This is a genomic window from Paenarthrobacter sp. CCNWLY172 (assembly GCF_037402035.1).
Taxonomy (GTDB): Bacteria; Actinomycetota; Actinomycetes; order Actinomycetales; family Micrococcaceae; genus Arthrobacter.
The window spans coordinates 138,867-165,530 of sequence record NZ_JBBEGB010000009.1; the positions used below are offsets into that span (position 1 = coordinate 138,867).

A 26,664-nucleotide genomic window follows, 5' to 3' on the forward strand; every position below is an offset into this window, starting at 1 on the left:
GCGCCTTAATTGTTGGACTCGGATAATTTAATTCCTGCACGGGCCGGGTCTAGCGAAATCACTGATTTCTAGGGAATAATCCGGCCATGCTCTTAATTGTTGGAAACCTCTCTGGACCATTCTCCCCGTGAACCCACTCGATTTTCCCGAGTTCCCCTTTAGCTCTCCACTGGCGAAAGCCATCATCGACCTTGAACGGGTTCGCGCAGATTTAGGTGAAGGAACCACCGCTCCCGAGGTCTTCACACAGTTGCGAACCAGCTCCAAGAAGCAACGGCTCTCGTCGACTCCGCCGTCGGCCGGGGGACGATACTGACGCACGGGTTTGTCCGGGAGCTGCACCGCATCTCCGTGGCCGGTTTGGAACGTGAAGGGGACCACACACCTGGTGCCTACAGGCTCGCCGATGTCACCATCAGCGGCTCATCGCACCGACCACCCTCGCCAGGGAGCGTGCACGGAGACATGACTGCACTCCTCGACTTCATCAATGCGGACGTAGTTCAAAACTACGAGCTCCTCAAGATTGCGCTCGCCCACCATCGGTTCGTCTGGATTCATCCTTTCGGCAATGGCAATGGTCGCGTCGGGAGACTCATGACTTACGCCGCCATGCGGCGGCAAGGGTTCTCCGACACCGCCGGATACTGGGCGCTGAACCCAACGGCCGTATTTGGGGAGAACCGCGCCCTCTACTACGAACGACTCGAAGACGCCGATTCCCTCGAACCCGAGTCCCTGATTCGCTGGTCGACGTATGTCCTCGAAGGACTACTGACAGACCTCAGTAGGTTGGCGAAACTCGGTGACAAGGACTTCGTTACGGAAGGCCTGTTGGTTCCCGCAATCGCAAGAGGCCTCGCCTCGTCGCGCTTCACGGCGGACGAAGCCCTGGCTTTGACCATCATCGCGCGGAAAGTTGACGTGAAGGCCGCAGACCTTAGTTCAGCATTCACAGGTTCAGCTGCGACACGAAGTCAAGACATTCGAAAGCTCCTGGACCGCGGCGTCATTGAACCGATCGCCAAGGGGAAGAGATCCTACCGGCTTCGGCTGGCCCCGAGTGAACTAACGCCACTTCTGGTTCGGGAATTGGATCAATTGGGATTCCTGCCCCGCATTCTGCGCGATTCAGAATAGTCTTCGCCTCCTGCCTAGCGGCGCAAGCTCTCGCTTGGTAATTCGCCGAAGGCCTTCAAGTAGAGCGCAGAGAAGCGCCCTTGGTGAGTGAAACCACACAACTCCGCCACCGCCGTGACACTCTGCTCCCGCGGGCTCGCTTCCAGCAGCATCTCCCGGGCCCGGTCCAGCCGGATACTGCGCAGCAACTCGGACGGCGTCGCGCCCGTTTCCGCCCTGAGCGCGGTCTGTAGGGTCCGGACCGAAACTCCCAGGCACTCGGCGATGTCAGGGACAGTGAGTTCTTCGGCCGCGTGACGCTCCAACAACTCGCGACATTCGCGGACCAGCCGGCCCTCCGAGGCCGCGTCCCGGGCCTCCACGCCTGGCGGCTCCATCGCCATCAGCAAGCGCGAGATCATGCTGTCCGCCAACAACCCCTGAACAAAGGCGGGAGCCGCGGACTGCGGCTGGCTGATCATGTCGTCATGAAGTTCGACGACGGCCCTCAAGAACGCGCGCCCGGCGCCACCTGAAAGGTCCATGCCGTAGCCCAGCCCACCAAGTGCCGCGCCGTTGAGATGCCACGCCACCCGCTCCAGCGCTGCCCGCCGCACGTACACAATGAGGTGCGGGCTGCCGCTGTCCCAGCTCATGGAGAAGGGCCTGTCGAGCGGGGGAACGGTGGCCATCGCCGGACTCGATTCCACAGTGCTCGCGCCCACCTTCATGGATGCGTGCCCCGCCAACGGGATCTGCACTAGATGGAAGTCCTGGAGACCCTCCGGCTCAATCCGAACGTCCGCGCCGTAGTCCAGGAACTCGATTCCCACATCGCCGCGGTGGAGGGAACGCAACTTCATGTCCACCGAGGACTGGCGCGTCCGCGGCGACAGCTCGTGACTGCAAAAAAGCTCAGCAATTTTGGCGTGCGCTTGGTCCACGTCGGTGGTGGCCAAGGTGGGCCGCCCCCGCAGAACGTCACGAGGAAGAATCCTCACCATCCGCCACCTACTTCACCGTTTTCCACTACACAGGGTCTTTTCGCTTTTCGGATGATCCCCGCGCCGAGCGGATATTCCGGAGTGCAGCTACTGCCTAGAGTCGCTTTCAGGACAAGTATGACGCAGCTCACAGAACCACAACAGTGACGGAAGCGAGGTGAGCACAAGTGAAGAACATCAAGGCTGTTCATGACCGCCGGGACGAATGGGACCGGAGTCACTTCGAACTCTGGACGGCAGAGCTTCGGGCCGGGGAACCCCGCCTCATTTCCGCGGCTTGGGTCGGCTGGCATGAAGAAGAGGAAGACCCTGCGTAATTCGGATAATCCTCGCGCCACGTGGATATTTCGGACGACGGCGGCTGCCTAGAGTCGCTTACAGGACAAATATGACGCACGTCATATTTGCGTAACATCATCATCGCGGGAAAGGGTTCGGCACATGTCAGCACTCAAGGGCAGGACAGCGATCGTCACCGGTGGAGCCACCAAGGTGGGCCAGGGCGTGGTCACGGCTTTGCGGGAGGCCGGGGCCACAGTGGTGGTGGCCGATATAGCTCCCGACGGCGACAGGCTCACCAAAGCACTCGGGGAAGGGGTCCACTATTCCCACTCGGACATCACCGACGACGCCGCAGTCAGCGAACTCGTTGAGGAAACCGTGGCCCTCTACGGCGGGCTCGACATCCTGGTGAACCTTGCCTGTACCTACAAGGACGACGGCGCGGCTTCCGGTCGTGCCGACTGGCTCGAGGCGCTCAACGTCAACCTCGTGAGCGCCGTCGTGGCAAGCAACGCGGCCCGCCCGTACCTCAAGGCTTCGGGGCGCGGCGCCATCATCAACTTCACCTCCATTTCCAGCTCCGTTGCCCAGACAGGCCGATGGTTGTACCCCGCCAGCAAGGCTGCTTTGGTGCAGGTGACCCGCAGCATGGCAGTGGACTTCGCATCGGATGGGATCCGGGTCAACTCGGTCAGCCCGGGCTGGGTGTGGAGCAACATCATGGACTCCCTCAGCAACGGGAACCTGGAGAAGACGGACTCCGTGGCGGCACCGTTCCACGCACTCAAGCGCGTCGGCCGCCCGCACGAGGTGGGTGACGTCGTCGCGTTCCTCGCCAGCGACCAAGCCAGCTTCGTGACCGGCGCCGATTGGGCTGTCGACGGCGGCTACTCCGCTTTGGGCCCGGAGCGGGCCGAAGAAACCATTCCCTTGCTCGCCGCCAACTGACACGGCCTCACAGCAACTCGACAGACAAGGACAAACACCATGACGCAACGCCACATCACCATCGTCGGAGCAGGACAGTCCGGGCTGCAGCTCGGCATCGGGCTTTTGGACGCGGGCTTTCATGTGACCACCATTTCCAACCGCACCCCGCAGGAAATCCAGGAAGGCAAAGTGGCCTCAAGCCAGTGCATCTTCCATAACGCGCTGGAGCACGAACGCGCATTAGGGCTGGACTTCTGGCCCGACGCCCCCACGGTGGACGGCATCTCCTTCACCATCCCCCACCCTGAACTGCCAGGTCAGAAGGCCATCAGCTGGGCATCCCGCCTGGATAACCACGCCAAGTCCATCGATCAGCGGGTGAAATTTCCGCGGTTCATGGAGGAGTTTGTTGCGCGCGGTGGTGAGCTGATCTTTGACGACGCCGGGATGGACCAGCTGGAGAAATACACGCAGAACTCGGACTTGGTGATCGTGGCGGCTGGTAAAGGCGAGATCGCTCAACTCTTCACCCGCGACGCCGAACGCAGCACCTACGACGCCCCGCAGCGCGCCCTTGCCTTGACCTACGTGAAGGGCCTGAAGCCCCGCGAAGAGTACTCGGCGGTCTCGTTCAACCTCATCCCCGGAGTTGGCGAGTACTTCGTCTTCCCAGCCCTCACCACCACCGGCCCTTGCGAAATCATGGTCTTCGAAGGAGTGCCGGGCGGGCCTATGGACACCTGGAAGGGCCTCACGCCGGAGGAACATCTGGAGAACTCCAAGAACATCCTGCGCACCTTCCTGCCGTGGGAAGCAGAGCGGGCCACGGACGTCGAGCTGACCGATCCCAACGGCGTCCTCCAAGGCCGGTTCGCGCCCACCGTCCGCCACCCCATCGCCACGTTGCCCAGCGGCAGGCAGGTACTGGGGCTGGCCGACGTCGTGGTCTTGAACGATCCCATCACCGGCCAGGGGTCCAACAACGCAAGCAAGTGCGCGGCGTCGTACCTGGCCAGCATTATTGAACACGAGGCGCAGCCGTTTGACGCTCCGTTCATGCAGGCCACCTTCGAGCGCTACTGGGATTACGCCCAGCACGTTGCACACTGGACAAATGCCCTCCTGGCCCCACCGCCGCCCCACGTCCTTGAACTCCTGGGCGCCGCGAACAACGAGCCGGCCATTGCCCACCGCTTCGCCAACGGCTTCAACCACCCTCCGGAATTCCAGGACTGGTTCATGTACCCGGACAAAGCTGCCGACTACCTGGCCGGCCTCTCCGCCGCCAAGGTTTAATAGCACACCCGTGCCAGCAAGGACTTAACCATGCGAAAAATTGCAATCGTCGGGGCCGGGGAATCCGGTGCCCAACTGGCTTTGGGCCTGCAACGGGATGGCTACGCCGTGACGCTCCTGTCCGACCGCTCCGCGGCCCAGATCCGCACCGGCAAAGTCATGTCCAGCCAGTGCATGTTCTCCACCGCGCTCGACGCCGAAGCCCAGATGGGTACAGCGCTCACGGAGTTCTACGAGTCAGGCTCCGTCCCGGGCATCACCTCCATCCGGTTGCGCGTGGAAGCTGATGACCCCGTCGAATGGGAGGCCCCCTTGGATGGGCCGGCCCGCTCCATCGACCAACGGATCAAGAGCGCACTCTGGATCGAGACGTTCGTGGCCGCCGGGGGCGACTTCCGCATTGAGAAGGTCACTCCGCGCATGCTCGAAGAGCTCGCCCGCGAGTACGAGCTGGTGATTGTCAGCACCGGCAAGGGCGAGATCGGCCAGATTTTCCCGCGCGACAAGGCAAAGTCGCCCTTCGACCGGCCGCAGCGGGTCCTGGCGCTCACCTACGTCACGGCCGACAGCTGTGCTGTTGCGGGCGACGCGTCACCGGACAGCACCTCCAGCAGCGGCGCCGCCATCCGCATGTCCATGGTCCCCGGCGTCGGCGAGTTCTTTACGTTCCCGGGCCTGACCGTCTCCGGGCCGTGCCGCATGATGGTGTTCGAAGGCGTGGTGGGCGGCCCCATGGACCGGTGGACCGACGTCGGGACCCCGCAAGAGCAGCTTGCGCGATCGCTGGAGATCCTGAGGGAGCACTTTCCGCACGAGGCAGAGAACTTTGCCACCGCGGAACTGACCGACAGCGGCGCCACGCTTCTGGGGCGCATCACGCCAACGGTGAGGTCCGCCGTCGGGGAGTTGGCCAACGGAAAGCTGGTGTTCGGGCTCGGCGACGCTGTGGTCCTCAACGATCCCCTCACCGGGCAGGGCTCAAACAATGCGACGCTGGCGGCCAAATACTACCTCGATGCGATAGTTCGCAGGGGCCGGCAGCCGTTCGACCGCCACTGGATGGAGCGGACGTTCGATGAGTTCTGGCGTGGATGGGGCCAGTGGGCGGTTGAATGGACCAACGACCTCCTTAAGCCCCGCAGGGACCACCAGAAAACCCTCCTCAGCGAAGCCGCTGAACACCCGGCCCTGGCAGCGGGCATCGTGGCCGGGTTCGATGATCCCCGGACGTCCTACCCGTGGTGGTTCGATCCCACTGCCGCAGCCGATTTCATGCAGGCCCGCAAAGAGGAAGACTCCTCGGTTTTTGATGTCCGGGATTTCAGGGGCGCGTTGGGGCAATTCGCCACAGGCGTTACCGTGGTGACCACTGTTGCTGCCGACGGCCGGAAGGTGGGGATGACCGCGAATTCATTCACGTCAGTTTCCATGGAACCGCCTTTGGTGCTGTGGTGTCCCAGCAAACGGTCGCCCAGCCTGGGTGACTTTGAGAACGCCACGCATTTCGCCATCAATATCCTGGCCAGCGACCAGCATGTCCTGTCCCGCCAGTTCGCAACCCCCGCCATCGACAAGTTCGCCGGCACGGACACCACCGAGGGCATCGCCGGTGTTCCGCTGCTGGACGGCGCGGTGGCCTCCTTCCAATGCCGCACGGTCTCACGGCACGACGCCGGCGACCATGTCATCTATGTGGGGGAAGTGGAGAGATACGACTACGAGGGCGGCGCTCCCTTGGTGTTCCACGGCGGCAAATACCACGCAACCGCCAGCCACCCGGACTTCTAGCCACATTCTGAGCACTTCTGAAAGGAGCGGAGATGGTCGATTCCGTTGACGTCGCGATCATTGGCTCGGGTATCAATTCCCTGGTCGCGGCAGCTGAGCTCGCCATGGACGGGAAGCGCGTCTGCATCATCGAGCGTTCGGACCGGCTGGGAGGTTTCATTCATTCCTCCGAGCGGACCCTGCCGGGCTTCGTGCACGACTCCTTCTCTTCCTGGCACCCGTTGTTCGTGTCAGGTGGTGCGTACGCGGCTTTGGGCAAGGAACTGCATGCCAGGGGTCTGGAGTACTGCAACACCACCGGCCCGGTGACCGCGAGCGTCGCCGCAGATCCGGCCACGGGCGCCCACCGCGTTGTCATTGCGCAGCGGGATCCGGGCGAGACGGCTGCCGCTTTCAAGGTCACCGGCGACCAGTCCGCCTACCTGGCCATGTTGAATGACCTTGAGCGGAATGCCGGCACGGTTTTTGGGGCGTTCGGGGCGGAGCTTCGATCATTCAGGGAGGTTGCGAAGATTGCCTTCGGAGCCGTCCGGCGTGGACGTTTCTCCGGGACAGAGTCTTTCGTCCGGGACGCGGTGATGAGCGGCCGGAACTACACCCGCAGCCGCTTTGATGGGTGGGAAACGGACCAGCTGTGGTCACCGTGGCTCCTGCACGCAGGGCTTGGCCCGGACCAGGCAACAGGTGGGGTGATGTTGCCGGTGATGGCCATGACCATGCACGGCTTTGGGCTCCCGGTGGTGAAAGGTGGGGCGTCGAGGTTCGTGGCGGCGTTTGAGTCGTTGCTGCGGGACAACGGGGTTCAGATCGTGCTGGGCGCTGAGGCGGAAGAGGTCCTGGTGGACAGCGGTTCAGGCAGAGTCACCGGTGTTCGCACTGCGCAGGGCGTGGTCGCTGCCAGCACCGTGTTGGCCAACGTCTCGCCGCAGGCACTGTATACCCGGCTGCTCAGCCAGCCACCGGCCGCGACCGCGGCGGCGGCCGAACGCTACCAGAATGGCCGCGGCGCCCTGCAGATCCACCTCGCCCTGGACAAGCCCGTGGAGTGGCTCGATCCGCGACTCAACGAAGTTCCGCTGGTGCACATCAGCAACGGCTCGGACAGCACGGGAATCGCCTGCGCCGAGGCCGAAGCCGGCCTGCTGCCCAGCGAACCCACGGTGGTGGTCGGGCAGCAGTGCGTGCTGGATCCGTCCCGCGCTCCAGAGGGCAAAGCCACGCTGTGGCTGCAACTGCAGGAGGTTCCGTTCTCTCCCGTAGATGATGCGGCCGGCGAACTGTCAGTGGAGGAAGGCTGGACCGAGGAGCTGAAACAGGGCTATCTGGAGCGGGCCCTTGCCCGGCTGGAGCAGTTCGCACCGGGAACCCAGGCCACGGTTCTCGCTTCAGACATCATCGCCCCCACGGACCTGGCCGGCGCTAATCCCAATGCCGTCAACGGTGACCCCTATGGAGGGTCCGCTGAGCTCTTTCAAAATTTGCTCTGGCGGCCGTTCCCCGAGGCGGCAGGCCACCAAACCGCCGTCGAAGGCCTGTGGCATATCGGCGCGTCAACCCACCCTGGTCCCGGCCTCTCCGGTGGCTCGGGACATTTGGTGGCCCAAAAACTAACGACCAAAACTTCACGATTTTCGCGTCTTCAAGCAGCACTTAAACCAAGAAAGCGATAGGAGAACAATGTCTGTTCTGGCCGGGCTCACTGCAGCCCTTTCGAATGGCTCGGTGGAGATCATCGACCTCACGACGCCCCTCAGCTCCGAAACCCCCATCCTGAACCTGCCGCAGCCCTTTGCGAACACGGTGGGATTGTCCGTCTCGCCGGTGAGCAATTTCGACGACGCCGGACCGGCTTGGGCGTGGAACGACGTCACCGTGGGTGAGCACGCCGGGACGCACCTGGACGCGCCCGTCCACTGGATCACCGGCAAGGATGGCAAATCCGTGGACCAGATCGAACCCCACCGCCTGGTGGGGCCCATCGCGGTGATCGACAAGACCGCAGAGGTCTCCGCGGACCCTGACTTCCTGCTGGAACCTGAGCACTTTGAGCAATGGCAGGAACAGCACGGCGCTTTTCCGGAGAACTGCTGGATCATCTTCCGGACGGGTTGGGCGGCGCGTGGCGCTGACGCTGCGGCTTTCGTCAACGCGGACGACGCCGGACCCCACACTCCCGGTGTCTCTGCGGCAGGTGCCAAGTGGCTTGCCGGTAACGCCTCGATCAGCGGTTTCGGTGTTGAAACCGTGGGGATCGATGCCGGGCAGGCCGGCGGGCTGGATCCGATGTTCCCCGTGCATTCGTTCCTGCTGGGCGCGGATAAGTATGGCGTGACCTCGCTGCGGAACGTGGACCGGCTCCCGGTAGTAGGGGCAACCCTGGTGGTGGCACCCCTGCCGATCGTGGGCGGCACCGGCAGCCCGAGCCGCGTGTATGCGCTGATTGAAAAAGACGCCGGGGTAACAGCATGAGTGAGCAGGTACGGGTTTCCACCCTGGTGGGCAGGACACTGGCGAAGCTCGGCGTCGGGCATGTTTTCGGAGTGGTGGGCAGCGGCAACTTCGATGTCACCGGCACCCTCATGGCCGAAGGAATCCCTTTCACCGCCACCCGGCACGAAGGCGGTGCTGCGACCATGGCCGACGCCTACTCGCGGATGTCCGGCAAGGTGGGAGTGGTCACCACCCACCAGGGCTGTGGGCTCAGCAATGCCATTACGGGAATCGGTGAAGCCGCGAAGAGCCGCACTCCCATGATCGTGCTGACCGCCGACACCCAGGCTGCAGCGATCCGGTCCAACTTCAAGATCGACCAGGACGCGTTGGCCCGAAGCGTCGGCGCCGTGGCCGAACGGATCCACTCCCCCGCCACAGCTGTGGCAGACACTGTCCGGGCCTTCCGGACCGCGGTGAACGAGCGCCGAACGGTGGTCCTGAGCTTGCCGTTGGACGTCCAAAGTGCCAGCGCCGCGGATGAGGTGAGTGCCGTCGTCGTGCCTGAGCCGCTAAAGACCCGCCCGGACGCTGCCGCAGTGGAGCAGTTGGTGGCCCTGATTTCCGCCGCGGAACGGCCCGTGTTCGTCGCGGGACGCGGCGGACGGGGCGCCCGGGACGAGATCCTGGAATTGGCACGGCATGCCGGTGCGCTGGTGGCAACGTCGGCAGTGGCGAGCGGACTGTTCAACGGCGACTCGCACAACCTGGGCATCTCGGGTGGTTTTTCGTCGCCCACCACGGCGGAACTCATCAGCGGTGCGGATCTGATTGTGGGGTGGGGTTGCGCGCTGAACATGTGGACCATGCGGCACGGGCGACTCATTTCCACCGGCACCAACGTGGTGCAGATCGACGTCGAAGACTCCGCGCTCGGCGCCAACCGACCCATCACCCTGGGGCTGCTGGGTGATTCGGCGCTGACTGCTGCGGACACCCTGACGGCGCTGCGGACCGTGCAATCCGAGCCCGCTGGGAAGTACCGCACCGAAACCAACGCCCTGGCCATCAAGCGGGGCTCGCGGTGGCGGGACGTTTCCACGGCGGACCTGTCCACGGCGACCTCCATCGATCCCCGCGTCCTCACCCGGGAACTCGATTCGATGCTCCCATCCGTGCGCATCGTGGCCGTGGATTCCGGCAACTTCATGGGCTACCCCAGCCAGTACCTCGCTGTTCCGGACGAGTTCGGGTTCTGCTTCACGCAGGCATTTCAGGCGATCGGGCTGGGGCTTTACACAGCTATTGGCGCCGCGCTTGCCCAGCCTCAGCGCCTGCCGGTGCTGGGCGCGGGCGACGGTGGGTTCCTCATGGGCATCAGCGAGTTGGAGACCGCCGCGAGGCTGAAACTACCCCTGGTGTGCATCGTTTACAACGACGCTGCCTACGGGGCCGAGGTCCACCACTTCGCGTCGGAGCACTCGGAGGCCGAGCTCTCCAGCGTCGTGTTCCCGGAAACGGACATCGCCGCCATAGCCCGTGGGTTCGGTGCCGAAGGGGTGACCGTGCGGACCGTGGGCGACCTCGATGCTGCGCGCCCGTGGATCGCGGACTACCAAGCCGGGACACAAGACCGGCCCCTGGTGATCGACGCCAAGATCGCGTCCGACGGTGGTTCGTGGTGGCTGGCGGAAGCGTTCCAGGGACACTAAGCGCCGGGGCGCCCAACTGGGTAACAGCAAACGTCGCTATGAGCGGTCATAGCGACGTTTGCTGTTACTTACTTGGGTGGTTACGCGTCGACGTCCGTGTTGACGATGTACACGTCGCACGGCGCACCGTGGGCAACGCTGTTGGCGATGCTGCCCAGGACGCGGCCCAGGCCCTTCATGCGCTTGTTGCCGACCACGATCAGCGAGGCGTTGTTGGTTTCGGCGTAATTGATGAGGGCGTTGGCCGGAGTACCGCGCGCCGCGAAGTACTTGATGTTTCCGGCAGGAACGTCCAGTTCTTCGGAGACCTTGCGGGCAACGTATTCCGCTGAGTCGGCGGAGGAGACGGTGATGCGGTCGCTGCCGCTGCCGAATTCTTCGATGCGGTCATCGGAGAAGCCGCTGATCACGTGCAGTTCGGCGCCGAGAGCGGTGGCGAACTTCGCTGCTGCCACTGCTGCGCGCTTGGCGGTCTCACTGTTGTCGACGCCGACCACAATAACTTCTGACATGAGGACTCCTGGTTGTGGGGATCACTGGGTGCTGCTGCAAGAAAATCTACACTCCATCATCATCTGCCGGGATGACCCTTTGCGCCGGGAGTGTTTATGCCCAGTATCACTGGGTAGGGGTACATCTATCGAAATGATCACCCGAGCGAAAGGCAGGACCATGAGCGACGCATCATTTTCCCCGCAGACAGCCATTGTCACGGGGTCGGATTCAGGCATCGGACGGGCCACGGCGGTGGCTCTGGCCAAGGCGGGCATGGACGTAGGCATCACCTGGCACACGGACCAGAAGGGCGCCGAGGAAACCGCGGAAGAAGTCCGTGGCCTCGGCCGTAAAGCCGTAGTCCATCAACTCGACACCACAGACGTCCAAGGCACGGTGGACGCAATCGACAAACTCGCTGAGGAACTCGGTGGCGTGGACGTCTTCGTCAACAACTCCGGAACCGGCGACGGCACCAAGTTCCTGGACCTCGACTACCAAACCTGGATGTCCACCTTGGACACCAACCTCAACGGTGCGTTCGTAGCCATGCAAACAGCGGCCAAGCGCATGGTGAGGGCAGGCCACGGCGGGCGCATCATCGCCGTCACCAGCGTGCACGAATTCCAGCCGCGGGTAGGGGCCTCCGCCTACGATGCTTCCAAACACGGATTGGGCGGCCTCATCAAAACCATGGCCTTGGAACTCGCCGAGTACGGAATCACCGCCAACAACGTGGCACCGGGCGAGATTGCGACGCCCATGACCGGCCAGGAAGACGAGGATCCCACGCAGAAGGAAAGGCCCGGGGTTCCGTTGGGACGCCCCGGTGACGCACGTGAAATCGCCGCCGTCATCGCCTTCCTCGCATCCCCGGCGTCGAGCTACGTCAATGGAGCGTCCTGGCCCGTGGACGGCGGAATGCTGCAGATGGGACCGCAGGCCGGTTCGCACATCACCAGCAATGATTGGCGCGAAAGCTAAGCCAGCGCAGGCTCTGGCCGCACGGAGATCCGTGGGCTAGTCTGCTTGGACGGCCTGCCTGGCGGGTCGGATTTTCCAGAGATTCGTAAGACGTTGATGAGGAGCACCATGGCTGGCCACACATATAGCGTTTCCGAAATTGTAGGAACTTCCACCGAAGGCGTTGACGACGCGATCAAAAACGGCATCGCAACAGCCTCCCAGACGCTGCGGAACCTGGACTGGTTTGAGGTCAAGGAAATCCGCGGCCACCTCGAGGACGGCGCAGTGGCCGACTGGCAGGTCACCATCAAGCTCGGTTTCCGCCTGGAGCGCTGACTCCCCCTCTACCCACACGAGATGGCAGTTGATGACAGTTCCGGAGCTCCGGATTGTCATTAACTGCCTTCTCGGCGGGCGGGTTCGGGTGTCGAGACTTCAGCTTGGGTGCCCATGTCGCCAAAGTTCAAGAGCGTCAGAGCGTCCGACGACGGCGAACCTGCCTTCGCCGAATAGACCCGCAGGAGCTGGTCGGGGTCGTCCGGGAGACTCAGGGTTTCAAAGTTCAGTTCCAGGTCGCCTACAACCGGGTGGTGCAACCGGACCGTTCCCGCGGAGCGCGTGGCAACCCTGTGGCCGGCCCACCACTGACGGAAATGCTCGCTGTGGACAGCAAGTTCGCCCACCAAATGGTTGGTTTGGGGATCGTTGGGGTGCCGGCCCACGTCCATGCGCAGCGCCCCGACAGCCTCAGCGGCCACGGTCTTCCAATCCCTGAACAACGCTCCGGCCGCTGGATCCAGGATGATCCAGCGCGTCAGGTTCCGCTCGGCTGCAGGCAAAGCCGCGAAATCGGCGAACAGCAGGTGGGCCAGCCGGTTTCCGGCCAGCACATCCGCGCGCCTGCCCAGCACCAGGGCGGGAACATCTCCGACGGCGTCCAGCAGCTGCCGAAGGGCCGGCCGCACCTTTTGCACGGGGCCGGGACTTCCTGCAGAGCTGGCACAGTGCTCCAGCAGGTCCATCATGTGTGCCTGCTCCCCCGCGTCCAGGCGGAGTGCGCGGGCCACGGAATCGAGGACCGCCTTGGAGGGGTGGATGTTCCGGCCCTGTTCCAGGCGTGTGTAGTAGTCAGTGCTCACACCGGAAAGGCGTGCAACCTCCTCGCGGCGGAGTCCGGGCACCCGTCGGGCACCGCCGGACTCCTGCGCCCCGGCGTCGTCGGGTGAGAGGCGGGCACGCATGACTTTGAGGAATTTACCGAACTCGGCGCTTTGACCCATCCGTCCATTCTGCCGTTGCGGACGTGTGAAACACCACCATTGTGGGTAGGACTGACAGACCTAGGAAAAACAGGATCAGGTTGGACTGCTGACTCTGCCGGCAAAACTGCATAGGCTCAGTACAGAGCCTCCGAAAACGCTTTCTGGAACCCGGGAAATTACGGAACCAGAATGCCGGAGCGTCACCGCCATAACCATCCGTCGAAGGAGACCGTCATGCCAGAGCTGACATTGAATAACGGCGTCACCATCCCCCAGCTCGGATTTGGTGTCTTCCAAGTACCTGCGGACGAAACCCAGAAGGTCGTGGAAGATGCCCTGGACGCCGGCTACCGTCACATCGACACAGCAGCCGCCTACCGCAACGAAGCCGGCGTTGGTGCCGCTGTCGCTGCATCGGGAATCCCCCGGGAAGAACTTTTCATCACCACCAAGCTTCGCAATGGGGAGCAGGGCGAGGCTTATGACGCCTTCCAGCGAAGCCGCGATGCCCTGGGCCTGGAAGTCATCGATCTCTACTTGATCCACTGGCCAGTCCCATCGCAGGGCCTCTTCACGCAGGCGTGGAAGGACATGGAAAAGCTGTACCAAGACAAGCAGATCCGGGCCATCGGCATCTCCAACTTCCTCTCCGACCACGTGGACACACTGCTCAAGGAAGCAGAAGTGGTTCCGGCCGTGAACCAGATCGAAGTCCACCCGACGTTCCAGCAGGGCGAACTGGCCAACAAGTGCCGCGACCTGGTCATTGCCGTTGAGGCCTACAGCCCGCTGGGCCAGGGCAAGGACCTGAACGCCGAGCAGGTGGCCCTCGTCGCAGCAGCACACGGCACTACTCCTGCACAGGTAATCCTGGCCTGGCACCTGGCGCAGGGAACCATCGTCATCCCCAAGTCAGCGGACTCCACCAGAATGCGGGAGAACTTCGGAGCAGCCGACCTCTCCCTCACTGAATCCGAGCTGGCAGCCATTACGGCACTGGAGGCGGGCGCACGCATCGGCTCCGATCCCGCCGTCGCAGCTTTCACCCAGCTCTAAGCCCTGACTGTACAAAGCAAAGGACCTCACCAACCATGCAGTACACCCACCTTGGCCGCTCCGGCCTGAAAGTCTCCCGCCTCTGCCTGGGCACCATGAACTTCGGTCCCCAGACCGACGAAGCAACGGCCCACTCGATCATGGACTCCGCACTGAATTCCGGCATCAACTTCTTTGACACCGCCAACGTATACGGCGGAGCCGGGCACCGCGGCTGGACCGAGGAAATCATTGGCCGCTGGTTCGCGAAGGGCGGCGAGCGCCGCGAACGGACCGTTCTGGCCACCAAGCTGTACGGCACCATGACGGACCGGCCCAACGAGTCCAAGTTGTCGGCACTGAACATCCGGCGGGCCCTGGACGCGAGCCTGAAGCGTTTGCAGACGGACTACATCGATATCTACCAGTTCCACCACATTGACCGCGATACTCCCTGGGACGAGATCTGGCAGGCCATTGACGTCGCCGTTCAGCAGGGCAAGATCATCTACTCGGGCAGCAGCAACTTTGCGGGTTGGCACATTGCCCAGGCGCAGGAAGCGGCCAGGAGGCGGAACTACACCGGCTTGGTCAGCGAGCAGTCCATTTACAACCTCTTCCGGCGCGAGCTGGAGCTTGAGGTCATTCCGGCGGCCCAACAGTACGGCCTGGGCCTGATTCCGTGGTCGCCGCTGCAGGGCGGGCTGCTGGGTGGCGTTCTCAAGAAGGAGGAGCAGGGAGTTCGCCGCGCTGAGGGCCGGGCCTTGGAAACCCTCAAGCAGCACGAGGACCAGATCCGCCAGTACGAGGATTTCGCGGACGAGCTGGGCCACGCGCCCGGCGACGTAGCCTTGGCTTGGCTGCTTCACCAACCGGCCGTCACAGCACCGATCGTGGGTCCACGCACGCAGGAACAACTGGATGCAGCCATTCGGGCGCTGGACGTCACGCTGAACGAAGACGCCCTTAAGCGGCTGGATGACATCTTCCCGGGCCATCGCCCTGCCCCCGAAGACTACGCCTGGTGAGCAGCCTCCGCGCCCACCGCTTCCCCGACGTCCTCGGAGCGGCGGCGGACACCGTTTCGCCGCGGAACATCCTGTTCATCGGCGGAACCGGCGTCATCAGTGCGGCGGCGGCTGAACGCGCCGTCGCACTGGGCCACCGGCTGACCATCCTCAACAGGGGACGGTCAGCCGGGCGACCGGTTCCCGACGGTGCGGAGGTCCTCCATGCGGACATCCGCGACCCGCTCGCTGTGCAGGAAGTACTGGGGAGAAGAGAGTTCGACGCCGTTGCGGACTTCATCTCCTTCACCCCGGACCAGGCGCTGGCCGGGATCGAATTGTTCCGTGGGCGGACGGGTCAGTACGTGTTCATCAGTTCTGCTTCGGCGTACCAAAAACCGCCAACAACACTGCCTATCCGGGAATCCACCCCGCTGAAGAACCCGTTCTGGCAGTACTCCCGGGACAAAATCGCCTGTGAGGAACTGCTGTTCGAGGCCTACCGCGAGCAGGACTTTCCGGTGACGGTGGTGCGGCCATCCCACACCTACGACCGCACCAAGATCGCCATGGTGGGCGGGTGGACCGACATTCACCGCATGCGCGCGGGGATGCCCATCCTGGTTCACGGAGATGGAACCTCGCTCTGGACTTTGACCCACAGCAGGGATTTCGCCAAGGCCTTCGTCGGGCTGCTGGGCAGGCCGCAGGCCATTGGCGAGAGCTACACCATTACCTCGGACGAGTTCCTGCCGTGGAACCAGGTCTATCGTCTTTTCGCAAGGGCAGCCGGCGTCGTGGAACCCGAACTATTCCACGTTTCCTCAGAAACCATCGCCGCCCAAAGCCCGGAGCTGGGCCCCAACTTGCTGGGCGACCGCTCGCACTCGGTGGTCTTCGATAATTCGAAGATCAAGGCGCTGGTTCCTGATTACCGGGCCACTATTCCGTTCGCGGACGGCGCCCGGGAGATCGTGGAGTGGCACGATGCCCACCCGGAGCTGCAGGTTGTGAAGGAAGATTTCATGGAGTTGAGCGACCGGCTCCATGACTGGTCACGACGATCACTGTTGCCAAGCAGCCAGCGGCCAGCGTAGAAACAGAGAAACCCAGAGGAGACCCAGCCCATGGCACTTGCCCCACTGATCGAACTGAACGACGGTTTCAAGATCCCGCAGCTGGGACTCGGCACGTGGCCTTTGAATGATGCCCAGGTTGCCGACGCCGTAGTGGAGGCGGTGTCACATGGCTACCGGCATGTGGACACGGCAAAGAAGTACGGGAACGAGACGGGTGTGGGCAACGGCATCCGCGCCTGCGGAGTGGGTCGTGAAGAACTGTTCATCACCACCAAGCTGGATGGCGAATTCCAAGGCTCCGGCAAGGCCCTCGACGGGCTTGAGGGATCGTTGGAGCGCCTCGGCCTGGAGTATGTCGACCTGCTCCTGATCCACTGGCCGCTCCCCCGTCGTGGGGAGTTCGTCTCCACGTGGAAGACCTTCGAGGAACTGCAGGCCTCCGGCAAAGTCCGTTCCATCGGCGTCTCCAACTTCAAGCCGGCGCACCTTGACCAGTTGTTCCGGGAAACGGAGGTGGTACCGGCGGTGAACCAGATCCAGGTCAGCCCTTCCATTCCCCGTCTGGCCGCCCGGGCCTACAACGATCGGCATGGCATCATCACCGAGTCCTACAGCCCGTTGGGCGCCAGCAGCGATCTGCTCAACGCCCCGGTGCTGGCCGCCATTGGTGGAAAGTACGCGAAGACTCCGGGCCAGGTGGTGCTGCGCTGGCATGTCCAGCAAGGGCTGGTTGCCATTCCCAAGACCGCCAATCCGGAACGCATGCAGGAGAACCTGGACGTGTTCGATTTCGAACTGGACCAGGAGGACCTTTCCAAACTGCAAACCCTCGACGCCGGACCTGACGCAGGCGTCGACTCGGACGTACAGGGGCACTAAGAATGGAACCGAAAAGCACTGAAACGCTGATCTGGGCAGGGTCCTACACGGCAGACCGGAGCGGCAACGGCAAGGGCATCTCCGTGCTCTCGGCAGACGACCACGGGCACCTAACGTTCACTGGCCTGGCGGTCGCCGCCAATTCGCCGTCGTTCCTTGCGCTGCACCCCACGCTTCCGCTGGTTTACGCAGTCGCCGAGGAAGGTAGAACGGTCCGGGCCTACCGCCGGACGGGCGCGGCAGAGCTGGAAGCTTTCGGTGAGCCGTGGCCGGCCGGAGACGCCACCTGCCACGTTGCGGTGGATCCCCACGGCCGTTTCATAGTGGCCACCTGTTGGGGCGATGGCCAGGTCATCCTTTACGAACTGGACCACGACGGCGCCATCACCTCGCGCACCAGCGCGGCAGCCGCCGTCGATCCACACTTCGCGGCAGCCAGTGCCGGCGGACGTCCCAGTCGCGCGCATTCGAGCCTGATGCTCCCCGACGGCCGGGTGATGACCACCGATCTTGGGCATGACCTGGTCCGCGTGTGGACGTACGCTCCTGGCGAAGGCCTGCAGCCCGACCACGAGGTGGTGCTGCCCAAGGGCTCGGGGCCGCGGCATATGGCACGGCATCACAGTGGATCCGTGTTCGTGGACACCGAGTATTCGGTGGAGGTGGCCATTGTCAGGATGGAACCGGACGGCACGTACGAGCTCACCGGAGTTGTTCCGGCCAGCATCAACAAGCCATTCGACGGCGACTCCGGGGCAGAGATCGCGCTGTCACCGGATGGCCGGTTCGCGTATGTGGGTGTTCGGGGATCCAACCGTATCTGCGTCCTGAAGGTAACCCACGACGGCAAAGAACTTGAGCCCCTCGCCGACGTTCCCTGTGGCGGCGACTGGCCCCGCCATCACTTGGTCCGCGAAGGCTGGCTGTACGTCGCCAACGAAGGCTCGGATGACGTCGTGAGTTTCAGGCTGGACCCAGCCACCGGTTTGCCGGACGGCCCCGTCAGCCGCGTGGAGACCGGCTCACCCAGCATGCTGATAGCCGCCGTCTAACTACCGCCGAGGTGGCACCCAATACGTATGATCCGCTCAGACATTGGTATTAAATGCCACCTCGGCGAGTCTTTCTAGACGGGACCAGACCTGGACGTCGTCCGTGCCGCAGAGCAGCTTGCGGCCCGTCGGCTCAAGCACCACCCAGAGCAGTTCCTGGTGCTTGGAGACATCGTCAACGCGGCCCGTACCGGCGCCCCATGCGACGTCGTAAATCCACACAGGATCGCCGGAACTAAGCTCGGACCACTCCGCGGCAGGAACGTGCCGGTAGCCTGCGGGCCGGTTCAGGATGGAGCTGGTCACGCTGACACTTCAGCAGCAGTGCGGCGCCGCCAGACAGTCGCCACTCCGTTGTGGGCAGGAAGCACGTGGCCCTCGGGGAACACCTGGACGGCGTCCGGATCGGAGTCCGGGCTCCACAGGCCCGACGCCGGGCAATGGGAACCGGTAGGCATGGTGCGGGTGGCTCGTTCGCGCAGGAGGGCGATGCTCTTCATCGTTGAAACTCATCCTTGGGGATAGATCGGGGCACTGCGTAGTGTGAAGCAGATCTCTTCAACCCTATGCAAGTCACACGTGCTCTGTTATGGCCAAATGCATAGCATTCCAGCCGACGCTAATGCAGGTGCACAGTGCCGATTCAGCGGAGATCAAGCTATATCGGCTGCAAACGCTTCCATAAATTGGCGCAACCCACTTTTCTTCACATCCCGTAACTCTGAAATTCTCTGGATTAAGGGTAAGCAAGCGCTTACAGTTGTGACGTGTCCCACAGCACTGTCGCTTAGCGGAAGGTTTCATCACTTGTTAGCTCGCAGCCATAGACCCGACCTCCCCCAACAACGCCGCCCCTTGGGCCGCCTCGCCGCCGTCGTCCTGACGACGGCGGCCCTCACTGCCACAGCTGTCCTCCCCGCGGGCGCCGCTCCGGTCACCAAGACACCGGATCCCGCAGCCCAGCACTCCATCCGGGGAGGAGTCAGCGATCAGAATTTCTACTTCGTCATGGCGGACCGCTTCAACAACGGCACCAAGGCCAACGACGACGGCGGGCTCGGTGCCGATCCGATGGTGTCCGGCTATGACCCCACCCGCAAGGGGTTCTTCAACGGCGGGGACCTGAAGGGTCTCCAAGACCAGCTGGACTACATCCAAGGGTTGGGAACCAACGCCCTCTGGCTCACGCCGAGCTTTAAGAACAAAGCAGTCCAGGGTGACGGAACCCTGGCGAACAGTTCCGCCGGATACCACGGTTACTGGGTCACGGACTTCACGCAGATCGACCCCCACTTAGGCACCAATGCCGAGTTGAAGACCCTCATTGATGCCGCCCACGCGCGGGGCATGAAGGTGTACTTCGACATCATTACCAACCACACGGCGGATGTCATCCAGTACCAGGAGACGCAGTCCGCGCCCTATATCTCCAAGGAAACCGAGCCCTACCGGACAGCTGCGGGCGAGGTTTTCGACGACCGCGATTACGCCGGAACGCAGGACTTCCCGGCCTTGGACCCGGCGACGTCGTTCCCGTACACGCCCGTGGTGCCGGCCGCCGAGAAGGACGTCAAGGTTCCGTCCTGGCTGAACGACCCCACGCTCTATCACAACCGCGGCAACACCAACTTTGCCGGTGAGGACTCCCTGTACGGCGACTTCTTCGGACTGGATGACCTCTTCACCGAAAACCCCACGGTGGTCAACGGGATGATGGACGTTTACAAAACCTGGATCCGCGACTTCGGCATCGACGGATTCCGCATCGACACCATGAAACACGTCAACGACGAATTCTGGCAGCAGTTCGGACCCCAAGTTCTGAGCTATGCCAAGGAACAGGGCAAAGACGAGTTCTTCATGTTCGGGGAGGTCTTCGACACCTCAAAGAGCATCACCTCCACGTTCACCACCAGGAACAAGATGCAGGCCGTGCTGGACTTCGGCTTCCAAGGCGCGGCCCGCAGCTTCGCATCCCAAGGCAGCAAAGCCACCGGACTGGCCGACTTCTTCAACGGGGACGACTGGTACACGGACGCCGACTCCAACGTCTACCAACTGCCCACGTTCCTGGGAAATCACGACATGGGCCGCATCGGCACCTTCATCGCCCAGGACAACGCAGGAGCGTCCGACGCCGAACTGCTGGAACGCGACGAGCTCGCCCACGAGCTGATGTACTTCTCGCGCGGCAACCCAGTGATCTACTACGGAGACGAACAAGGCTTCACGGGCGCAGGCGGGGATCAGGATTCACGGCAGACACTGTTCGCGAGCAAGGTCCAGGAGTACCTGGATGACGACCTCTTGGGCACCAACTCCACCCACGCCACGGACAACTTTGACACCGGCCACCCGCTGTACCGGAAGATCAGCGAACTCGCCGGGCTCACCGCTGAGCACCCCACGCTCCGCACCGGGGCCCAGCAAAACCGTTACGCCGCCGATGGTGCCGGGATCTACGCCTTCTCACGTATCGACGCCAAGGACCAGCGCGAATACGTCGTGGCAGTGAACAACAGTGAGACTGCCCAAACAGCCGCAATTCCCACGTATGAAGCCAAGCAACCGTTCAAGCTGGTCTACGGTGACGCCGAAGCGGACGTGAAAACCGATCCGCAGGCAAAGCTGAACGTCACCGTGCCGCCGCTTTCCGCCGTGGTGTACGAAGCAGCGGGGCGACTCGCGAAGTCCAAGGCGGCTCCCGGCGTCGTGCTTAAGAAGCCTGTCACCGCGGCCGGTGATGCGTCCCGTGTGAAGGTGACGGCCGACGTCGACGGCAGCTCATTCTATGAGGTCACCTTCCAGTCGCGTACGGCTGGCGGCGATTGGCAAGCGATCGGCACGGACGACAACGCGCCGTACCAGGTGTTCCATGACGTGTCCTCGCTGGAGGCGGGAACGTCGGTGGAGTACCGCGCCGTGGTGCTGGACAACCGGGGGCAGACATCGGCCAGTGAGCCGCGCAGCGGTGTGGTGGGTGAACCGACCCAGCCCGAGTCCGTTACCGTGGCCGGCAGCCTCAACACCGAACTGGGCTGCGCCGAGGACTGGCAGCCGTCCTGTGAGCAGGCATTGATGACCTATGAGCCGACGCATCGGCTGTGGAACCTCAACGTCCCCAACCTCCCGGCCGGAAGCTATGAATTCAAGGCCGCGCTCAATGGCACCTGGGACGAAAATTACGGTGCCGGCGGAGAGTTGGACGGTGCCAACGTGGTCTTCCAGCATTCAGGCGGAGCCGTCACTTTTCTGTACGACCACGCAACCAACGTGATCAGCGCAGCGGTTGCCGGCCAGCAACCCGCCGCCGTGTCGGTGCCGGGAAGCCTGAATTCCGAGCTCGGTTGCGCCGGCGATTGGATGCCGGATTGCGTCCAGGCCCAGCTGTCCCTGGACACCGTTGATGGGCTCTGGAAGCTCTCCGTGCCCAACCTCGCCGCCGGGAGCTACGAGTTCAAGGCCGCCATCAACAACTCCTGGGCTGAGAATTATGGCCTCGGCGGAGCCCCGAACGGCAGCAACATCGCGGTGAAGCACGACGGCGGACCGGTCACCTTCCGGTACGACCCCGCCAGCCACCTGGTCACCACCCGCTAGCCCAACTAGGTAACAGCAAACGTCGCTCTGGACTGTCAGAGCGACGTTTGCTGTTACTCAGATGGGTTACTTGTAGCTCAGGCTGAGGAGCATGGACTTCAGCTGGGCGTACTGCTTGGTGGCCATATAGGCCTTGGCAGCTTCAGGGGTTGCGAAGGTTGGCTGCTTGTCGAAGTCGAACAGCACGTAGGCGTTCATGAATCCGTTGGGCATCCTGATCAGGTTGGTTCCCGAGTCCGTCTCCCCGGCCTGGAGCTCCGAGGCCAGGCGAACGTCCATGAAATAGTTCATATCCCCCAGGACTTTGGCGCTGCCCTCCGGCGCTCCGTACGGAACGTACCTGGACTGGTTGGCCGCGAAACCAAACTCCACAGGATTGCCGGCAATATCCCTAAGCCCTGGGACGGCAGCCCGGTCATAGACAGTCCGGGTTACCTCGCCCGCAGTGCCGTCTCCGTAGAACCCGCTGGCCACCATTGCTACCTTGGTGCCTGCACTGTCCAGGATGGTGGCCCCTTGGGATGCAGCCTTCGTTTCCTCGGAAAGATACGGCCCCTGCTCTGTATATGCGCTCCAACCAACCGGAAGCGTGAAGGAGAGGTGCCCGTCGGGGAAGGTAAAGGTCTGCGAAAGGGAAGCGTGCGGCAATGTCGTGGTGGAAACGGGTGTAGGTGCCACCACGGGAACGGTTGGAGCCGGCGGAGAAGCGGGCGGGGTGGTTACCGGTGCAGCCGCCGTGGGCGTCGCCGAGGGCGTGGCCGTGGGTGTCGGCGTTGCTGACGCCGATGCGCTCGGTGACGGGCTCGCTTCTGTCGTCGTGACCGTGACGGCAGGCGCCGGCGCGGTGTTCACGGAGCCTAGGTTCGCGGCTACCAGCACTCCCGCCGTGACGGCCGCAGCTGCGAGCAACAGCCCGCCCGCAATTTGTGCCTTACGTCGCCTGCGCTGTTCCAGGGACGCCACAGCCGCCACCGGGTGGCCGTCGCTGAACACCGTTGAGCCCGAGAGTATCCTGTGCAGCGCTTCTTCTCCGTTGGGCTCGGCAACTGGATCAACAGTGAGCGGGTCAATCGCTGAAATCTGGTTCTTGATCGGATCCATCGTCTTCAGACCCCCATCTTGTGTGTGGTGGTTTCGGCCCCTGCAGGCATCTGTTTCCGGAACGCCGTTCGGGCCCGGTGGAGGCGGACTTTGGCCGCAGATTCACTGCACTGCAGCACCCCTGCTATTTCTGCGGCGCTCAAGCCGTCCCAGTAGGCCAGCTGCAGGATGTCCCGGTCCTGTTCACGCAGCCGCATCATGGCATCCTGTACCGCGACGTTTCCGGACTCATCGCCAAACCGCTCCACCGCCGTCGTCCGCAGCTTTTCCTGGAGTGCCAGCCGCCGGTCACGGCTCCTGTACGCGTTCCCCACCAGGTTCCGCGCAACCGTCAATAAATACGGGAGCTCGGGGCGTGAGTCGTCGGTCCACTTTTGCCAGACGACGCGGAACACGTCTGCTGCGATCTCTTCCGCGGCCTCGGCGGATTCAACACGTCGGCAGACGAATTTGAAGACGGATGGGTAGCTGTCTTTGTGAATGGCGATGAACGCCAATTCGCGCTCGGAAAGCACGATTGTTTCCCCCTGATATAGAGCCCTGAACTGCAGGATACTTGTATAGTTTCCGGCCGGGCCGCCACGGTTACAGGCGCTGGCAAGTTTCTTCAGCCACCCGCGATAGATTCGACTCACAGACCCCCAACGAGAGCGTGGAACAACCATGGTGGACACAGGACCCTCCGCAGACTGGGCCCGCAAGCAGGTAGACCTTGGCCGAGTGCCGGTTGCCGTGCTGGGGATCGCATCCAGCCACGGCATCGAGGACGTTGTGGCGTTCGGTACCGATGGCGGCAGGCAGGCCGCGGCCGACGACCACTTTGCACTGTTCTCTGTTTCCAAACCCATCAGCGCCTTGACCGTGATGCGCCAGGTGGAGCAGGGCAAGTTGTCGCTGGGCTCCACCCTTGACGCGGCCGTGCCCGGATTCGGTACCCGGCGCACGGACACGGTGACCTTGGAGCAGCTACTCAGCCACCGTTCCGGTATTGCGGACCCGGCGCTCGACGGCGGCACTCCCCTTCGTGAGGACCTCACCTCCGCGGAGCAGGCCTTCTATGCGGGTTCACTGGTCCAGTACTGCAACATCGCTTTCGAAGGGGCCGCCGCGATGGCAGAGTGGGCTGACGGGCGCCCGTTCGAGGAACAGCTCCTGACCTTGGCAGCGGACACAGGAGCTCAAGGCCTCACCTTCGACACCACCTGCAATCCGCACACGGTCCACGGCACCGAGGGACCAGGTCTTGACGTGGAGGGAATGTATCGGAAAAAGCATCCCGGTGCTGGACTGTTCGGCACAGCCACGGACCTGCTCAACCTGGGCTCGGAATTGCTGAGGGATTCCGGTACGGCTGTGCAACCGGCAACCCTTGCTGCCATGCGTCGACCCCGCACCACCGAGGTTTCCCACATCACCACCCGGCCAAAGCCCCTGCGCCATACCGGACTTGGGTTCCAGCTGCCCGCCAACCAGTCTGAGCTGCTGGCGCAGGGAATCTATGGCCACCCCGGCTGGGCGGGAACAGAATGGTGGATGCTCCCCGAACAGGACCGCTGCGTGGTGTTCCTGACCAACGTCCTGGACACTCCGGACCTCGGCGTGGACACTACCGAGCTGTTCAACGCGGTGGCAGCTTCCTGACCCAAGTAGGTCGCGCAGTTGAGGACACGGCCCACACCAGCACGAACAGGCCCACCAGGATCAGGCCTGCGTCGCCAAGGTCTACCTCACCAAGCCAGGTTGTCAACGGGTCCTCCAACTCGAAGGCGGCGTTGATGAATCCTCCGAGCGTGATCACGGCGATGAACAATGCCGAGACGGCCGAGATGCCAGTGATCACGGCGTTGAAGCCGAGCTTGCGCTGCGGGTTGTGGATGGCCGACTTGTACATCTTCATCATGGCCACGCCATTGACTGAATCGCACAGGGTCATAGCGGCGGTGAACGCGAGCGGGAGCGCCATTAAGGCGAGCGGCGAAACCCCGGCGAGCGACGCCGTCGTGGTGATCACCAGCAGCCCGATGGTTGTGGCGGTGTCGAACCCGAGCCCGAACAGGAAACCGATGACATAGATGTTCCGTGGCCGCTCGACCTTGGACAGGGGCTTGGCGAGGAAGCGGGCCACAAAACCCTTGGCCTCAAGGTCGTCGGACCGCACCTCGCCGCCGGCCTGAACGTTCCGGTAAACCTGCGTTGCGCGGACGAATGCGGAACCGTTGAACAGACCCATCGCCAACAGGAACAGCCCGGAAACGCCGCTGCCGATCAGGCCCAGCACTTTGTTACCCGTAGTGCCGTCCTGCATGAACTGCCCGATCAGTGTCGCACCGGCCACCACCAGCAAGCCCGCCAGGATCACCACAGAGCTGTGGCCCAGGCTGAACGCAAACCCCACGCTCACTGGATCCTTGTGCTGCGCCACGAATTTGCGCGTGGAGTTGTCGATCGCGGCGATGTGGTCCCAGTCGTAGCTGTGCTTGATGCCGGCCACATACGCGGTGACCACCAGTCCCAGCGCCAGCGGCTGCGCACCTCCTGCCGTACCCGCTAGCAACAGCACGACGGCGGCAACGTGCAACGCGGCGACGGCACCAAACGTGAACAGCAGTCTGGTCCGCAGGGACAACGTCTCCCGCTCCCGGTACATGGTGGCGAACTCGGTCAGCGCAGTCATTAATACTTCCTCAGGTTCAAGGGTCCCTGCCCGTACCAACGTTCCCGCAGGACGCCGGAGCAAACACCCAGCAATGTGTTGAGTTCCTCAGTGCTGTTGGACAACGATCGCAGCACAAGCCCAGTAGTCCCGGCAATAGTCGCCGTCAAGGAAACGCCCGTGTACGCCGCAAAATCACAGGATAGGCGGTCCAGGTCATCAGCAAGCCCCTGATCAACCCGCGGGTCCACCACCACCAACGACCCCAGATGGCTGAAGCCCTCCATGAACCCCATCCCCGTCACGTCCCCCAACGGTGGCCTGATCAGCAGGTTATCGAGGGCCAACAGCTTCGACCCGTTTTCGTCTTCGATCCAGATCTCATTCCGCAGTCGGACCTCTTCGTATCTGAAGGATGCGCCGTCGGGCGACCACCCCGGCGTGATGACCTCTGCCATGACAAGGCTCGACGTCGAGTGGAGACTGAGGTGCGAATTCTGCCGATAGCTTGCCTCCCGGTACGCAATCAACTGATCGGGCATCAGCTCCAACCGCGAGCTTTCCCCCAGCCGGACAGTCATCCGTTGCTCAGCAAACGACCCCGGAGTCCGATAAATCTTCGTGGCAGACTGCGTGGTCAGCAATAGCTCCGCCCCCGCATCAACCTCCACTTCAACAACAAACAGATCGGCCCCCAGGTACGCCCCGCCAGGATTGACCATGACATAACAAACCTGCCCGGACCTATCGAGATAATGCGGCCTAAGCACCCTCAAAGCGCCCTCATGAAACTGCCGCGAAGCAACGGACCGCCCACCCCGCACACTGATGCCCAACTCCAACCGCCCCCGCACGGGGCGCTCCGGGAAAGCCAACCCAGCGTGCGGCCCCAGCTTTCCCGCAGGGCTCGGTGCGGCCTGCAACGTCCGCTGCTCGCTGCCGCGACGTGAGCCGACCGCTGCGGCGGCGGAGCC

Annotated in this window: 26 protein-coding genes; 17 read left to right on the plus strand and 9 right to left on the minus strand. The window is 63.1% G+C overall.

Annotated features, from left to right (window positions below):
• The first annotated feature begins 312 nt into the window (after positions 1 to 312).
• Entirely contained in the window at positions 313 to 1,140 is an 828-nt protein-coding gene (locus WBN73_RS15435; RefSeq protein ID WP_337681319.1) for a Fic family protein, read from the plus strand.
• 14 nt (positions 1,141 to 1,154) lie between these two features.
• Here the strand turns inward: WBN73_RS15435 and WBN73_RS15440 are convergent, their stop codons facing one another.
• Positions 1,155 to 2,123, minus strand: coding sequence for an AraC family transcriptional regulator (locus tag WBN73_RS15440; RefSeq protein ID WP_337340706.1), 969 nt, complete (start codon positions 2,121 to 2,123; stop codon positions 1,155 to 1,157).
• Between the two features lie 167 nt (positions 2,124 to 2,290).
• On the opposite strand from WBN73_RS15440, the gene WBN73_RS15445 reads away from it, so the two are divergent.
• From WBN73_RS15445 to WBN73_RS15475, 7 genes are all read left to right on the plus strand, one after another.
• Complete coding sequence (locus WBN73_RS15445; RefSeq protein WP_207595862.1) at positions 2,291 to 2,440, plus strand: hypothetical protein; 150 nt, start codon at positions 2,291 to 2,293, stop codon at positions 2,438 to 2,440.
• Positions 2,441 to 2,564: 124 nt separating this feature from the next.
• On the plus strand, positions 2,565 to 3,353 hold the full coding sequence (locus tag WBN73_RS15450) for an SDR family oxidoreductase (protein ID WP_337340705.1): 789 nt from the start codon (positions 2,565 to 2,567) through the stop codon (positions 3,351 to 3,353).
• A 39-nt stretch (positions 3,354 to 3,392) separates the two neighbouring features.
• The gene (locus WBN73_RS15455; protein ID WP_207595860.1) at positions 3,393 to 4,631 is read left to right on the plus strand and encodes a styrene monooxygenase/indole monooxygenase family protein; all 1,239 of its coding nucleotides are present in this window, start codon (positions 3,393 to 3,395) and stop codon (positions 4,629 to 4,631) included.
• A gap of 30 nt (positions 4,632 to 4,661) precedes the next feature.
• Positions 4,662 to 6,419, plus strand: a complete 1,758-nt coding sequence (locus tag WBN73_RS15460; RefSeq protein ID WP_337340704.1) for a flavin reductase — start codon at positions 4,662 to 4,664, stop codon at positions 6,417 to 6,419.
• A gap of 32 nt (positions 6,420 to 6,451) precedes the next feature.
• Positions 6,452 to 8,089, plus strand: coding sequence for a phytoene desaturase family protein (locus WBN73_RS15465; RefSeq protein WP_337340703.1), 1,638 nt, complete (start codon positions 6,452 to 6,454; stop codon positions 8,087 to 8,089).
• A 7-nt stretch (positions 8,090 to 8,096) separates the two neighbouring features.
• Positions 8,097 to 8,888, plus strand: coding sequence for a cyclase family protein (locus WBN73_RS15470; protein ID WP_337340702.1), 792 nt, complete (start codon positions 8,097 to 8,099; stop codon positions 8,886 to 8,888).
• Positions 8,885 to 10,561: a thiamine pyrophosphate-binding protein gene (locus tag WBN73_RS15475; RefSeq protein WP_337340701.1), complete on the plus strand. Its 1,677-nt coding sequence runs from the start codon at positions 8,885 to 8,887 to the stop codon at positions 10,559 to 10,561. Before WBN73_RS15470 ends, WBN73_RS15475 begins: the two co-directional genes overlap by 4 nt.
• 80 nt (positions 10,562 to 10,641) lie before the next feature.
• Here WBN73_RS15475 and WBN73_RS15480 read toward each other — a convergent pair whose 3' ends face one another.
• Positions 10,642 to 11,073 carry a universal stress protein gene (locus tag WBN73_RS15480; RefSeq protein WP_024819067.1) on the minus strand — a complete coding sequence of 144 codons (432 nt, stop codon included), beginning with the start codon at positions 11,071 to 11,073 and terminating at the stop codon, positions 10,642 to 10,644.
• Between the two features lie 160 nt (positions 11,074 to 11,233).
• Between WBN73_RS15480 and WBN73_RS15485 the strand changes: the two genes are divergently transcribed.
• On the plus strand, positions 11,234 to 12,040 hold the full coding sequence (locus WBN73_RS15485; protein ID WP_337340700.1) for an SDR family oxidoreductase: 807 nt from the start codon (positions 11,234 to 11,236) through the stop codon (positions 12,038 to 12,040).
• Positions 12,041 to 12,148: 108 nt separating this feature from the next.
• A complete protein-coding gene (locus WBN73_RS15490) occupies positions 12,149 to 12,358 on the plus strand; it encodes a dodecin (RefSeq protein ID WP_011773002.1) in 210 nt (69 codons plus the stop codon).
• Between the two features lie 59 nt (positions 12,359 to 12,417).
• Here WBN73_RS15490 and WBN73_RS15495 read toward each other — a convergent pair whose 3' ends face one another.
• Entirely contained in the window at positions 12,418 to 13,302 is an 885-nt protein-coding gene (locus WBN73_RS15495; RefSeq protein ID WP_337340699.1) for a helix-turn-helix domain-containing protein, read from the minus strand.
• Positions 13,303 to 13,518: 216 nt separating this feature from the next.
• On the opposite strand from WBN73_RS15495, the gene WBN73_RS15500 reads away from it, so the two are divergent.
• Genes WBN73_RS15500 through WBN73_RS15520 form a run of 5 tightly spaced genes read left to right on the plus strand, consistent with a single transcriptional unit; the run spans position 13,519 to position 18,336 of the window.
• Positions 13,519 to 14,340: an aldo/keto reductase gene (locus tag WBN73_RS15500; RefSeq protein WP_337340698.1), complete on the plus strand. Its 822-nt coding sequence runs from the start codon at positions 13,519 to 13,521 to the stop codon at positions 14,338 to 14,340.
• A gap of 35 nt (positions 14,341 to 14,375) precedes the next feature.
• Positions 14,376 to 15,347: an aldo/keto reductase gene (locus WBN73_RS15505; protein WP_337340697.1), complete on the plus strand. Its 972-nt coding sequence runs from the start codon at positions 14,376 to 14,378 to the stop codon at positions 15,345 to 15,347.
• The gene (locus tag WBN73_RS15510; RefSeq protein WP_337340696.1) at positions 15,344 to 16,423 is read left to right on the plus strand and encodes an NAD-dependent epimerase/dehydratase family protein; all 1,080 of its coding nucleotides are present in this window, start codon (positions 15,344 to 15,346) and stop codon (positions 16,421 to 16,423) included. The genes WBN73_RS15505 and WBN73_RS15510 overlap by 4 nt, the downstream gene beginning before the upstream one ends.
• Positions 16,424 to 16,453: 30 nt before the next feature.
• The gene (locus tag WBN73_RS15515; protein WP_337340695.1) at positions 16,454 to 17,284 is read left to right on the plus strand and encodes an aldo/keto reductase; all 831 of its coding nucleotides are present in this window, start codon (positions 16,454 to 16,456) and stop codon (positions 17,282 to 17,284) included.
• A 2-nt stretch (positions 17,285 to 17,286) separates the two neighbouring features.
• A complete protein-coding gene (locus tag WBN73_RS15520) occupies positions 17,287 to 18,336 on the plus strand; it encodes a lactonase family protein (protein WP_337340694.1) in 1,050 nt (349 codons plus the stop codon).
• 36 nt (positions 18,337 to 18,372) lie between these two features.
• On the opposite strand, the gene WBN73_RS15525 is transcribed toward WBN73_RS15520, so the two are convergent.
• Entirely contained in the window at positions 18,373 to 18,642 is a 270-nt protein-coding gene (locus WBN73_RS15525; protein ID WP_337340693.1) for a hypothetical protein, read from the minus strand.
• Positions 18,639 to 18,836 (minus strand): hypothetical protein, encoded by a 198-nt coding sequence (locus WBN73_RS15530; protein WP_207595847.1) that lies wholly within the window; start codon positions 18,834 to 18,836, stop codon positions 18,639 to 18,641. The genes WBN73_RS15525 and WBN73_RS15530 overlap by 4 nt, the downstream gene beginning before the upstream one ends.
• Positions 18,837 to 19,191: 355 nt before the next feature.
• Between WBN73_RS15530 and WBN73_RS15535 the strand changes: the two genes are divergently transcribed.
• Entirely contained in the window at positions 19,192 to 21,936 is a 2,745-nt protein-coding gene (locus tag WBN73_RS15535; protein WP_337340692.1) for an alpha-amylase family glycosyl hydrolase, read from the plus strand.
• 66 nt (positions 21,937 to 22,002) lie between these two features.
• Here WBN73_RS15535 and WBN73_RS15540 read toward each other — a convergent pair whose 3' ends face one another.
• Both WBN73_RS15540 and WBN73_RS15545 read right to left on the minus strand, forming a co-directional pair.
• A complete protein-coding gene (locus tag WBN73_RS15540) occupies positions 22,003 to 23,037 on the minus strand; it encodes a hypothetical protein (RefSeq protein WP_337340691.1) in 1,035 nt (344 codons plus the stop codon).
• A gap of 5 nt (positions 23,038 to 23,042) precedes the next feature.
• Positions 23,043 to 23,552 (minus strand): RNA polymerase sigma factor, encoded by a 510-nt coding sequence (locus WBN73_RS15545; protein WP_337340690.1) that lies wholly within the window; start codon positions 23,550 to 23,552, stop codon positions 23,043 to 23,045.
• Between the two features lie 148 nt (positions 23,553 to 23,700).
• On the opposite strand from WBN73_RS15545, the gene WBN73_RS15550 reads away from it, so the two are divergent.
• A complete protein-coding gene (locus tag WBN73_RS15550) occupies positions 23,701 to 24,678 on the plus strand; it encodes a serine hydrolase domain-containing protein (protein ID WP_337340689.1) in 978 nt (325 codons plus the stop codon).
• On the opposite strand, the gene WBN73_RS15555 is transcribed toward WBN73_RS15550, so the two are convergent.
• Together WBN73_RS15555 and WBN73_RS15560 are read right to left on the minus strand one after the other, a co-directional pair.
• Positions 24,656 to 25,711 (minus strand): HoxN/HupN/NixA family nickel/cobalt transporter, encoded by a 1,056-nt coding sequence (locus WBN73_RS15555; RefSeq protein ID WP_337340688.1) that lies wholly within the window; start codon positions 25,709 to 25,711, stop codon positions 24,656 to 24,658. The genes WBN73_RS15550 and WBN73_RS15555 overlap by 23 nt on opposite strands.
• A complete protein-coding gene (locus WBN73_RS15560) occupies positions 25,711 to 26,613 on the minus strand; it encodes an urease accessory protein UreD (protein WP_443193266.1) in 903 nt (300 codons plus the stop codon). The genes WBN73_RS15555 and WBN73_RS15560 overlap by 1 nt, the downstream gene beginning before the upstream one ends.
• Between the last annotated feature and the right edge of the window lie 51 nt (positions 26,614 to 26,664).